This is a genomic window from Streptomyces sp. NPDC005963 (assembly GCF_040638655.1).
Taxonomy (GTDB): Bacteria; Actinomycetota; Actinomycetes; order Streptomycetales; family Streptomycetaceae; genus Streptomyces.
The window spans coordinates 118016-130239 of the sequence record NZ_JBEXVD010000019.1 but is presented as its reverse complement, the minus strand read 5'-3'; the positions used below and the strand labels follow the sequence as shown (position 1 = coordinate 130239).

The window sequence follows — 12224 nt, the reverse complement described above, 5'->3', positions numbered from 1 at the left end:
TGGCCCGCTGTCCGGCTGTCTCATACGGCCCCGGGCAGTTCCAGATCGATGTCCCCGCGGAGCGCGTCACCTGCCCTGCCCTCCCCGCTCACCACCGCCAGCAGATCCGCCAGATTGCGCGCGACGAGCTCCCGGTACGGATGCTGCGTCAGTCCGAGTTCGTCGAACCCCTCCAACGTGGACTCCTCCATCTCCGCAGCCTCCTCCAGCTCACCCCGCGCTGCGAGGGTGCCCGCGAGGCTGGACGCGGCGGCCAGCTTCCACGGGTGCGCGAAGCCGAGCCGGCCCTCCAACTGTTCCAAGGCGGTGCGCCCCTCCTCGTACGCTTCGTCCGGTCGGCCGCTGCCGCGCAGATGGACGCCGTGTCGCACGCGGCACAGATGGGCGTAGGGGTGATCGGCGCCCAGGGTGTCGCTGAGCGCTTGCAGACAGATCGCCGACTCCTGGAGGGCCGCCTCGTGCTTGCCCAATTCGTAGAGGTCGATGGCGAGGCTGTAGCGGGTGCGCAGGGTCACGATGTGCCGCTCGCCGAGATACCGCAGACAGTCCGCCAGCACCCGGCCGTCCCGCTCGTGGGCCCGCCCGGTCCGCCCGAACCGCCGTTCGCCCACCGCCAGCCCGTTCTCCGCCCGCAACACATCGGCGTCCGGCACCGACGAGGGGGACATCGCACTGCGGTAGGCCAGGAACTCACGCAGCAGGGTGGACGACTCCCGGTTCTGGCCGAGAGCGCGGTGGGTGCCCGCGAGGGTGTTGGCGATCTGCCAGGCGCGCGGGTCGTCCGGGCCGCCGATGGCCCGTCGACGGTTGAACTGGTCCTGCAAGAGTTGGAGCGCGGTCGGCGCGTCGCCCGCCAGTGCCTCACTGAGCGCCAGGTTGTGTTCAACCTGGTCCGTCGCGCGGTGCTGGGGGCCCAACAGCGCCAGCAGCCCCTGATAGACGTGGCGCCCCTCGAAGAGGGCGTCGGTGAAGTGACCGTCCGCCCGCAGGATCGCACCGTACGCGTCGGCGCAGAGCAGGGTCCGCGGGTGGTGGGTGCCGAACGAGGCCCGATAGCCGCGCAGGGCCACCCGCGCGTGTCGACTGGCTTCCGGGTACTCGGAGCTGTTGCGCAGCCCGCGGGCGATCAGGGTTTGCAGTCTCAGATACTCGGCGGAGGTGGGGGAGCCGGCCCACGCGGCCTCCGCCCGACGCCCGAGCTCCAGGGCTTCCGTCAGCCGCAGGACGTCGTCGGAACGGGTGAGCACCCCGAGGTGGTCGAGCAGCCAGCGCTGCACGGGGGGTCGCTGGTCCTCCCAGATCCTCAGTGCGGTCAGCTGTACCGTCTGAGAGACGCTCAGTTGCCGTTCGCCGCCCGTACCACCATTGGTACCCACGGCGGGGCCGCCCCCCTGTTCCGCGGGGGCACCGGGGGAGTAGCCGCCCACCACGGCCCGCAGTTCCCGCTCCCGAACCTTGCGCTCCTCGTCCCCCATACGGGTCAGGACCGCCTCCCGGAGCACCTGGTGCATGCGCACCGGGCGTCCCGGGCGGGAGAAATCGGCCTCGATCAGACCGAGGCCGGCCAGCGCCCACAGTGCGACGTCCACCATGAGTTCATCGCTGACCATGGCGGCCGTCTCCGGCGGGCCGACGGGCCCCGAGGTGCGGTGGGCGAGGGCCCACAGCATCTGCGGGGAACGCAGCAGGGCCAGATCAGCGCCGGCGCCCGTCAGCAGGGAACAGCACTCCAGCACCCATTCCAGCGCGGACGCCCCGCCGTGCTCCTGAGCCCATGCCTGGGCGGCGTCGGTGAGGCCGATGGAACGCACGGCCACCTCCAGGACCACCCGCGGCAACGGCACCTCGCGTCCATGGGCCAGCAGATCCCGCTGGGCGGTGGAGAAGGCCTGGTAGAAGCGTTCGGCGGCCCGGCGTACTGCGTCGTACCGAGGACGGTTCTCCGCCTCGTGGCGGGCGGCGTCCACATCGAGCCAGGCGGCGGCCAGTGCCACGGTCAACGGGAGATGACCGACCGTCTGTCCGATCCGCTCGCTGTGTTCGCCGGGCAGTTGGTCCACCGCGGAGGCCAACAGGGCCCGGCTCTCCTCGATGGTGAACGGCGCCACCTCGACCATGTGTCCGGACGCGATGAGATCACCGAGTCTGGCGGTGAGGAGGACATGGCCCCCGCCACGGCTGGTCGGAAGCAGGTTCTGCGCCGTCAGGGCTGCTGCGTTGCGCACGTCGTCGTAGACGAGGAGCCAGTCCCCGCTGTCCGGGCTGGCGAGATGGGCCAGTACACGGGGTACGGGATCGCCGACCGTGGGCAACCCGAGCCGGCCGGCCAGTGCCGTGAGCCCTCGGCGTACCGAGGCGGGTCCATCGCCGGGTACCCACCACACCAGGTCGTAGTCGCCCCGGAAACGGTGGCAGAACTCCAGGGCGATCTGGCTCTTTCCGATGCCGGGCTGCCCCAGCAACAGCCCGCAGCTGCGCGAGACGGCGGCTGCGGCCAGGGTCTCCCGAACCTCCTCGAAGAGGGCGTCCCGACCGATGAACCCGTTGTTGCGGGGCCAGAGGTTGTTGTCGCGCGGCATCCGGGGAAAGCGGTTCACTGATTCGGAGAGTGCGGGGCCGGGCAGATGCAGGCTCTCCCGGAGGCCGATCACGGCCTCCGCCTCCGACACGTGCCGCAGGACGATCTGCTCGTGGTGGGAGAGTTCCCGCGGTAGGACCTCCTCGTCGACCAGGACCATGCGCACATCCGGGTGGGAGAGGTCGGCGAGGAGCTCGGCCTTCGTCCGGTCCACCCCGAGGGGGGAGACGACGAGCAGCATCGACCCGGGCGCGGGCGGTTCGCCGACGAAGGTGTCGAACCCGGTCCGCGCGACCTCGACCCCACAGGATTCGAGCTGTCCGGCGATCCACTCGGCCCAGGCGATGTGCCGAGGAGTGTGGAGCAGCGTGACCCGGCTCAGCTCCACCGGTTGGGTACGGGCGAGTTCATCGGCGAGTTGGACGAAGCGCGGGCGCAGCCCACTGTCCGAGCCCGGTGCCTCCTCCTGGACGGCCAGTCGATCGAGTTGGGCGTAGAGCGATTCGTACGGGAACTCGACGTAGTGGGCGCCCGCTCCGTCACTGAGCTCCTCGAAGTTCTCCCGCACCAGTGCCCGGGCGGTGCGCAGTTGGTCGTACATCCGGCTGTCCGCGCGCAGCCCGATGGCGAGTACGCCGATCTGTCCGACCGCTCGTTGGCGGAGCTTGCGGGCCAGCGCCGCCGCGTTCTCCACGCGCCAGGAGTTGAGGGGGAAGCACGTGGCCAGGACGTGGGGCAGGCCGGCCAGGACGGTGTACTCCTCGTCGTGGCGCGGCACGGGCGCATCGATGAGCACCTCGTCGTAGCGCAGGAGTACGGCGGGATCGAGCCGGGCCAACGACGGCACGTCGTCGAACGTGAGGAGGTCGACGCGCAGGGCCCGGCTGTGCAGCGAGACGTCCCATATCGAGGGAGCCGGCAGCACGGCTCCCACCGATCTCGGCGTGTCGGGGGCGGGGTTGGGCAAGCCCGCGGCGAGCGACCCCAGATAGTGGAACGCCCGGATGTCCGACTGCCGGGTGTCCACGATCAGCACGCGTCGCCCTGATTCGGCCAGGACCAGAGCGACATTGACCACCGTCGTGGTCTGCCCGATGTTCTCGGCGGTAGAGCAGAAGAGGGTCACCCGGGTACGGCCATTGTCACGGCCGGCATCGGACAAGATCGACATCGTCGTTGGCTCCATGGTCGGGATCACCGGGGCCGGGGATCTCTGCGGGATCTGTGAAGGCGTCAGATGAGGTCCTGGTAGTCCGCGGTGAAGATGCGGTCCGGCCGTTCGGCCACTTCATGGAGCCTGCGCAGGGTGAAACCCAGCGCAGATTGGGGAAGCTGTGCGATCTTTTCAAATGGCAGTCCAGAAAGATCGACCAATGGGGAATCGAGATCATTCGGTGCCTCGGCCGGCTCCGTCATCGGGAGATCGACCACCCTTCTCGCGAGATTCATAGAAACCGGTCACAAGGCGGGGGCAACACGCGCGAACATTGTAACGCTGAGTCAGCTCACCGCGCCAGGTTCCGGAAGGACCGCCAGGGCACCGTACAGGGGCGGCCGTTCTTGTACGACGGCCGATTCCCGACCTTGACGGGCCAATCGACGGCTGAAAATACTGAATCCACGCAATCCGTCGGACTGGGCGGGCCAGAGTCCTTCACGAGAGGTGCACGCACCGTGCAATACGTGAATCCAGCCCGACCGGAAACGATGCCGTTCCACAATTTCGTGATCAAAATCCATGGCCGATGTGATCTCGCCTGTGACTATTGCTATATGTACCGCAGTGTCGACCAGGTCTGGCGCACCCAACCCCGCACCATGTCACCCGCGGTGATGGAGTCCACGGCGCGGCGCATCGGGGAGCACGCCCGTACCCACGGACTCACGGCCATGGGAATCGTTCTGCACGGTGGTGAACCGCTGCTGGCGGGAAAGGAATTCATCACCCGGGCCGTCAGGTTAATTCGACGGGAAGTGGATGAGACGGTCCGGATCACCCATGCGATTCAGACCAATGGGCTTCGGCTCGACGATGAATACCTCGAACTCTTCGCCGAACTCGACGTCAGGGTCGGCATCAGCATGGACGGCGACCGCGCCGCACACGACCGCCACCGTCGACGGGCCGACGGACGCGGCAGTCACACCCAGGTGGCCGCCGCGGTGGACAAACTGGCCGAAGGCCCCTACCGCCCCCTGTTCAGCGGACTCCTGTGCACCATCGATCTCGACAATGACCCCGTGCGCACCTATCGTGCGCTCCTGCGCCACCGACCACCCATGGTGGATTTCCTCCTTCCGCACGGCAACTGGTCCACGCCACCGCCCGGGCGACGTCCCGGCACCGCCGACACCCCGTACGCGGACTGGCTGATCCAGGTCTTCGAACAGTGGTACGGCGCACCGGTCCAGGAGACCCGGGTCAGGATCCTGGAGCAGATCATCGCGCTCCTCCTCGGCGGACGCGCCTTCGTGGAGGGCCTCGGACTGGAGCCCCTGCGCTACGTCGTCATCGAGACCGACGGATCCATCAGCCAGGACGACACACTGCGCACGACCTACCCGGGCGCCGCCGCCACCGCACTCCACGTCCTGAGTGATCCGTTCGACCGGGCGCTGAACCAACCCGCCCTGGTGGCACGCCGCTCGGGCCTCGCCGCCCTCGCGGCCGGGTGCCAGGGCTGTCGGCTGCGACGAGTCTGCGGCGGCGGACACTACGCCCACCGCTATCGCGCAGACGGAACGGGGTTCGCCAACCCCAGCGTCTACTGCCCCGACCTGACCGCCCTCATCGACCATGTGCGCCGCCGGGTGGCACGGGACGTCGACCGACTGCGCTCGGCCCCCTCACCGACCGAATCGCCCACCCGATGAACGCTGCCCACGAGCCCGCCCTGCCGCACCACCGGCTCGACGGCGCCGTGTTCGATGAGATCGCCGCCGGTGGCGGTGGCCCCCGAGCTCTCTCCCTGCTGCGCAACGCCGAGTACAGCCGGCGCGTCATCCTCGCTCGGGCCGTGGTCGAGCAAGCCGACCGACGGGGAGGACCACTCGCCGACCAGGCGCACGCGGCATGGGCGCTTCTGGGCGCGGCGCAACGCCGGGCCCCCGCTGTGGTTCGCGAAGTGTTGACGTACCCCTCGGTCGGGCCTGCGCAACTCTGGGCACTCAACCAACTGACGGCACACCGTCCCCAGGGAGTGTCACCGCCCTCGGTCGACGCCTTGACCGCAACGGCTGCGACAGCCGCCCTGCGCACCGGGCTGGACGTCACCGTCGAACTGCCGGTCCACGGTGCGGGGGTGCTCCTTCCGTCGTTGGGGCGCGCCCGGTTCCCCCGGGCGCCCGACGGAGCACCCGCCCTGGTGTCGACCACACCCGGTGCGCCGACCGTGGAGTGCGACGGGGCGACCGTACGAATCTACGGGGAAGCGCTCCCCGACGAGCGCGCCGGCCCGTCGTGGCTCCCGTTGCGTGAGCTCCTCGCCCCGGCCGGCGCTCCGGCACTCCTGCTCGACGACCTCGATCCGTACGTCCTTCCCGCAGAGGGCCACCCCGGGCGGCTGAGCGTGCGTCAATGGCGGCGGTGGAAAGACGTTTTCGGCGAGGCGTGGCAACTCCTCCGCACGGTCCACCCGGGGCCGGCGGCCGAGGTCGGATCGGTCTACCGCGCCATCGTGCCGACCTGTGCACCCACCGATCGCAATATCTCCAGCAGTTCGGACGAGACCTTCGGCTGTTCCGTTCTTTCGGCACCGCGCTCGGCCCTCGATCTGGCCCTGGCCCTGGTGCACGAGTTGCAGCACAACAAGCTCAGTGCACTCACCCATCTCGTCGACCTCGTCGTACCGGAGCCGGACCTGCTCTTCTACGCACCCTGGCGCGAGGACCCCCGCCCCCCGGGCGGGCTGTTGCACGGCGTGTACGCCCACATGGGAGTGGCCCAGTTCTGGCGGCGGCAGTGCGGGACGTCGACGAGCGAGGTCGCCGATGGGCGGGCCGTGGTGGAGTTCGCCCGGTGGCGGGATGCTGCCCGGGAGGCCAACGAGACGCTGTTGGCGAGCGGATGTCTCACCGGAGCGGGGATGCGTTTCGCCGAACAGATGCGCAGCACACTGACCGCACTGGCCGGGGAGCGGGTGCCCCGTGCCGCGATCGCGCGGGCGAAGGAACTCAGCGCTGAACATCGGGCCCGCTGGATCCTCGGCCAGGGCGCCCGACGCTGAGCGGGGTGATCGGCGCTCCCCGACCCCAGCGGTGGTGCGTGCCAGGCCCGTTCGGCTTCGGCCGTACGCGGTGGTGGGGGAGGAGGAATCGACACGGGAATGCAGTGAGGCCCTGGGCACCCGCCGCACGGCGGGCGCCCAGGGCCTCAACTGGGTGAGACAGCTCGGTCAATGAGCTGATGAAGCCTCAATGGTCGGCCTAGTAGGCGCCGAAGACATTGTCGATCGAGCCGTATCGGTCAGCCGCGTAGTTGCAGGCGGCAGTGATGTTGGCGACCGGGTCGTAGCTGTCCGTCGAAGTTCCGGGAACGTGGTAGGCGCGGAATGTCGGGTCAATGACCTGGAGGAGACCCTTGGAAGGGGTTCCTGCTATCGCGTTGGAGTCCCAGTTGTTGATCGCCCAGGGGTTGCCCGACGATTCACGCATGATGTTCCGGTGAATTCCATCGTAGCTACCCGGAATGCCGTGCTCGGCCATGACGGCCAGGGATTCCTTGATCCAGCCGTCGAGGTTGTTGGCGTAGGTCACGGCCTTCGCCGGGGCGCTGTACGCCACGGTTTCGGCAGCGATCGTGGTCGTCTTGGCCTTGCTCTCCGGCGCCTTTGCACCCGTCGCGTCAAGGGAGAGCTTGAGGCCGGGGTGGATCAGCGAAGGGTCGTCGCCCACGGCCTCGCGGTTGTTCTCGTACAGGCTCTCCCAGCCGCCCTTGAGCTCGTGGTCAGCGGCGATCTGCGAGAGCGAGTCACCTGCCACCACGGAGTAGGTCTTGGTGGTGGTCTGCTTGCTGACCAGCTGCTTGGCGATGGTCGCCGACGCCGGCTGGGTGGCCGCCGGCTGGGCCGCGTGAGCGGTTGCCGCACCGAGAGCCGGGACGGCGAGCAGGGCTCCGCTTGCCCCAAGGACCATGAGCCCCTTGACGATTGAACTGTTCTGCGGGCGGCGGTGCTTACCGAATGCAGGCATGGCGAATTTCCTCTCCGTCGCCTGCGAGGTGAGCTGTCGGATTCGGGCTGGAGATGCCCGGTCGCACACTGCGCGACTTCACCCCAAGCCGTTCCATTGCTGGACGGCGACTTACCTGGTTCCCCCGCTCCTGCCATACGTGAGTGAGTGGGATTTGCTGGACGGTGGCAGGATTCGGCGGTCCGTCCGGATTGAAGGATGACCGTAGACGAGGGAACGGGAATGGAACAAGACTCGAATTCCGTTCCGATGGCTATTCGATCATTTCCCGTCCGGCCGCTCCCCCCTTTCGGGATTTTGCCGAGATGCTCAACTTTCCTTCTGTGGAAGCGTTGTGGGCGGGAGCGGAAAGATCGAATTCCTGCCTTGGGTGACCCATGTCACGCCCATTCTCGTTATCTGATAGAGATGATCCTTTATCGGGATTCCCGATCCAGCGCCGACGAAAGGCCCTAAATGGGCAATTCATTCCTAATCGGGCATGTCTGGCGGGTTGGGGGTCGCGGGGGGTGCTCGACGGTGGTCCGGTCGTGAGGTCGTGAGGTCGCGAAGGTCGCGAGGGCGATCGCTGGGTGCGGTGCGGCCGGCCGCTCGGATGTGGCGGGTGGGTGTTGTGGTGCGCTTGCGAGAGGACGGAACCATGTGCGCGATCACATTCGACGGGCGCCGACCGGGGCATTGTGCGGTTTCCCCCGCAGGGGCGTCGGGCCTCGTCGATACTCAACGCCGTGTCTTCCGAACAGAGTCAGATCAGCGTTGAACTGCGGCTCCCCTTCATCACCATCGGGACCTCCAACGTGCGCTCGGTGCTCCAGCGCCGCAACCGGCGCATCGCCGGCCCCTTCATGATCGTTTCGGTGACGAGCGGGCTTGCGCTCGACACCGCGTTCACCACCGCGCAGGGGAGCCTTCCTCATCTGTGGCCCACTCACGGGAAACCCCACCAGCTCTGGCATCTGAAGCCCTCGGGGCACCGGGACGAGGTGCACATCGTCTCCGCCGCGAACCGTCTCCTCCTGGACGGGGCGCACCTCGCGGGGGAGGGCGACCATCCCCGCATGTCCGCGAGCAACGGCGAGGCCCGGCAGCGCTGGCGCCTCGCGTCCGCACCTGACGGTCGTGCCCATCAGCTGGTCTGCGTGGGGACGGGGAAGGCCCTGGACTGCCCGTGGGAGGCCGAACGCACCACCCGGCCGGTGCTGTGGGAGCCGCACGACGGAGAGAACCAGCACTGGGTGCTGGCCATGCCGTTTTCCGCGGCCGAGTAGTAGGGGCCGCGGTCCCGCGAAGGTGGCTGGGCGGGCGCCGCCGGGGTCGTGTTCGCCCCGTAGGACGACGGACCCGCAGGGGGCCCGTGATCCGCCCTTCCGTATCGGGCGAGCCGTCCGCTACCCCTGCGGGTCCGCCGTCCTGAGCTCGGCTTCCAGGGTGGCCCGCAACTCGGCCAGGACCCCTTCGAGCTGGTCGAGCAATTCGGGTGGGTAGGCGGCGAGAATGGCGTCCTGGCGCGCGTTGACGGGACCGAAGAAGGACCGGGCGAGTTCCTTGGCCGGGGCGGTGGCGCGCAGCGTGACGATCCGCCGGTCGCTGTGCTCGCGGGAGCGCGCAACGTACCCCGCGCGTTCCAGGCGGTGCAGCAGGGTGGTCATGGCGCCCGACGACAGGGAGATGCGCCGGCTCAGCAGGGCGGGCGACAGCGGAGTGCCGGACTCCTCCGCGGATGCGATCTCCAGCAGGGCGAAGGCGTCCGTGGAGTGCACGCCCAAGGCCACGGCGAAGCGCCGGCCGAGTTCGGTGAAGCTCGCGCCGTAGGTGCGCAGCCCCTCCGCCAGTCGTTCCCGCTGGGCCGCGACGCCGTCGGACGTCATCGACTCCTCCATCGAGGCGCCTCCTCTGCTCCTTCGCGCCGGCGATCCGCGACAGCGCTTTGACAACCTATCGTCGATCAATCTACCTTCACCATAAAGTGACTTCATGACGGAGGTATCTGGTGCATGCTTCTTCCTCCCCCGCCCATCGGTGGCTCGGACTGATCGCCATAGCGGCCGGTGTGGCCCTGATCGTGGTCGACACCACGATCGTCAACGTCATCGTCCCGCCGATGATCGAGGACATCGGCATCAGCTCTGTGCAGGTGCAGTGGATCCAGGAGTCGTACGCGATCGTCCTGGCGGCGCTCCTGCTGCTGGTGGGGCGGTACGCCGACCTCATCGGCGCGCGTCGCGTCTTCATCGCGGGCGTGGCGGTGTTCGGCGCCACCAGTGTGGTGGCGGGTCTGGCGCCCAGCGGCGCATGGCTGATCCTGGCTCGATTCCTGCAAGGGGTCGGGGCGGCGATGATCCTGCCGACCTCCCTGTCCCTGCTGAACGCGACCTTCACCGGCAAGGAACGCGGCCAGGCGTTCGCGGTGTGGGGGTCGACGATCGGGGCTGCCGCCGCACTCGGCCCACTGCTCGGCGGATGGCTCGCCGAGCACGCCTCCTGGCGTTGGGCCTTCGGCATCAACGTGCCCCTGTCCGCCCTGATCGTGGCGGCTGCGTTCGTCTGGATCGCTCCTTCGCCGCGCATCCGTGGGCGGGTGGACGCGCTGAGCGGAGTGCTGTCCGTCCTCGGGGTCGGGCTGCTCGCCTTTGGACTCGTCGAAGGACGCACCTATGGCTGGGTCGCCACCGTCCGACCGCTGGAGGTGGCGGGCTTCTCCTGGTCGGGCGGCCCTTCGCCGGTACTCGTCGCACTCACCCTGTCGGTCGTGCTGCTCCAGGTCTTCTTCCGCCGGCAGAGGGCGCTGGCCCGGGATGACGGCGGGGTGGACCCCCTGATGGATGTCCGGCTGTTCTCGGTCGCCTCGTTCCGCAACGGCAACATCGTGACCGTGATCATCGGGCTCGGCGAGTTCGGCATCATCGCGGTCCTCCCGCTGTGGCTCCAGTTCACCCTGGGCTACACCGCCCTTGAGGCCGGGCTCGCTCTGGTTCCCCTGGCGGTGGGGAGCTTCGTCGCGAGCGGGGCGAGCTTCGGCATGACGGCCAGGGTCACGCCGTTGGACCAGGTGCGCATCGGTCTGGTGCTGGAGGTCGTCGGGTTGGCCTGGCTCGGTCTGATGGCCGCCACGGACAGTTCGTGGTGGTCCATTGCACTGGTGCTCTTCCTGTACGGCGTCGGCGTGGGGTTCGCCACGGCGCAGGTCACCCATGTCGTCCTCGCCGATGTGCCCGATCGCAGCGCCGGACAGGCGTCGGGTATGCAAAGCGCCTTCCGGGAGCTCGGAGCCGCCCTGGGCATCGCCGTGCTCACCACGGTCTTCTTCACCACGTTGAGTTCCGAGCTGCGTGCGGGGCTGCACCGGGCCGATGTGTCCGCGGTGCAGGCCGAAGAGTTCACGCGGGCCGTCACCGACAGTGCGGGAGCGGCGATCGCTCCCCTTGCCGCGGACCCGCGGACGGCTGCGGTCGCCGATGCGGCTGATGCGGCGATGACCGAGAGCATCGCCGTCGGTAGTTATGTCGCCGCCGGCCTGATCGCGCTCGGCCTGATCGCGACCGTGCTCATCGCTCCTGCGAGGGGTACCCGTGAAACCTCTGAGGTCATACGGAGTTGATCATTCGACGTGGCGGTCCCGGGGCGGACGTTCAGCCCAGGCGGGTGCCCGTGCGGTCGAGGACGTGGGGCGGCGTGATGATTCCCGGAGCGAGCCCGGCATCGGGTCGGGGCTCGCCGAACGTGGTCACCAACGGCACGGTGCCCGCCCAGAGGCCGAGTTCCGCGTCCGGTCCTTCCCCGTCATCAGGGTCGCCGGTGCGGATCTTCACCGAGGCTTCCGCGAGGGACAGGGCCAGCAGCGTGGTCGCCGCGAGTTCCTTCCGGTTGGGGCGGCGGGCGTAGTCCCACTGACCGGGGGTCGCCTGCTCGGTCAGACACCGCAACCCCGACAGCTTCTCTTCCGGATCGACGACGACACGGGGTGTGCCGTAGATCATCGCACTGCGGTAGTTCGCTCCGTGCTCGAACACCGATCGGGCCAGGACCAGTCCGTCCACGTGGGTCACGGTCACGCAGACGGTGGCCTCGGGCGCGGCGACGAGGCTTCGGCTGGCGACGGAGCCGTGGAAGTAGAGGTGCAGGTCGTCTGCTCCGTAGACGGTCGGTACGACCATGGGGTGCCCGTCGACGATCACACCGACATGGCACATGAAGCCCGCGGCGAGGAGGGAGTCCAGGGCCCCGCGGTCCTTGCTCCCCTGTTCCCGCAGCCGGCGATGGCGGGTGCGATCACTGGGGGACAGCTCTGGCGACAGCGGGCTCTGCGTCACATCGGCTCTTTCGTCGGCGGTGGGAGGGTCCCCGGAGGATGCGCGGGACCAGTGGAGGAGCCCCGTATGCCTCACCTCTCATGCTAGCGATATCGTCCGATAGTTCTCTAGATGCTGTAGTAAATCGAAGCTCCATATCGCTAGAA

At 68.6% G+C, this 12224-nt stretch carries 9 protein-coding genes and 1 riboswitch; of the genes, 4 read left to right on the top strand and 5 right to left on the bottom strand.

The annotated features are described in order from the left end of the window. Positions 1–20 precede the first annotated feature (20 nt). On the bottom strand, positions 21–3749 hold the full coding sequence (gene fxsT / locus ABZ348_RS23840) for an FxSxx-COOH system tetratricopeptide repeat protein (protein WP_358936192.1): 3729 nt from the start codon (positions 3747–3749) through the stop codon (positions 21–23). A gap of 62 nt (positions 3750–3811) precedes the next feature. Next, a complete protein-coding gene (locus tag ABZ348_RS23835; RefSeq protein WP_329026820.1) occupies positions 3812–3994 on the bottom strand; it encodes a hypothetical protein in 183 nt (60 codons plus the stop codon). 291 nt (positions 3995–4285) lie between these two features. Between ABZ348_RS23835 and ABZ348_RS23830 the strand changes: the two genes are divergently transcribed. Then, complete coding sequence (locus ABZ348_RS23830) at positions 4286–5452, top strand: FxsB family cyclophane-forming radical SAM/SPASM peptide maturase (protein ID WP_358936190.1); 1167 nt, start codon at positions 4286–4288, stop codon at positions 5450–5452. Then, positions 5449–6804 (top strand): HEXXH motif domain-containing protein, encoded by a 1356-nt coding sequence (locus ABZ348_RS23825; protein ID WP_358936188.1) that lies wholly within the window; start codon positions 5449–5451, stop codon positions 6802–6804. Before ABZ348_RS23830 ends, ABZ348_RS23825 begins: the two co-directional genes overlap by 4 nt. Before the next feature lie 199 nt (positions 6805–7003). Here the strand turns inward: ABZ348_RS23825 and ABZ348_RS23820 are convergent, their stop codons facing one another. Continuing rightward, on the bottom strand, positions 7004–7768 hold the full coding sequence (locus tag ABZ348_RS23820) for a LysM peptidoglycan-binding domain-containing protein (protein WP_358936186.1): 765 nt from the start codon (positions 7766–7768) through the stop codon (positions 7004–7006). Between the two features lie 3 nt (positions 7769–7771). Next, positions 7772–7958: riboswitch (cyclic di-AMP (ydaO/yuaA leader) on the bottom strand. Positions 7959–8496: 538 nt separating this feature from the next. Between ABZ348_RS23820 and ABZ348_RS23815 the strand changes: the two genes are divergently transcribed. Then, the gene (locus tag ABZ348_RS23815; RefSeq protein WP_358936184.1) at positions 8497–9036 is read left to right on the top strand and encodes an RICIN domain-containing protein; all 540 of its coding nucleotides are present in this window, start codon (positions 8497–8499) and stop codon (positions 9034–9036) included. A gap of 120 nt (positions 9037–9156) precedes the next feature. Here ABZ348_RS23815 and ABZ348_RS23810 read toward each other — a convergent pair whose 3' ends face one another. After that, entirely contained in the window at positions 9157–9648 is a 492-nt protein-coding gene (locus ABZ348_RS23810; protein ID WP_358936182.1) for a MarR family transcriptional regulator, read from the bottom strand. 107 nt (positions 9649–9755) lie between these two features. Between ABZ348_RS23810 and ABZ348_RS23805 the strand changes: the two genes are divergently transcribed. Further along, on the top strand, positions 9756–11366 hold the full coding sequence (locus ABZ348_RS23805; protein ID WP_358936240.1) for a DHA2 family efflux MFS transporter permease subunit: 1611 nt from the start codon (positions 9756–9758) through the stop codon (positions 11364–11366). Positions 11367–11397: 31 nt separating this feature from the next. On the opposite strand, the gene ABZ348_RS23800 is transcribed toward ABZ348_RS23805, so the two are convergent. Then, a complete protein-coding gene (locus ABZ348_RS23800; protein WP_358936180.1) occupies positions 11398–12078 on the bottom strand; it encodes a pyridoxamine 5'-phosphate oxidase family protein in 681 nt (226 codons plus the stop codon). Positions 12079–12224 lie beyond the last annotated feature (146 nt).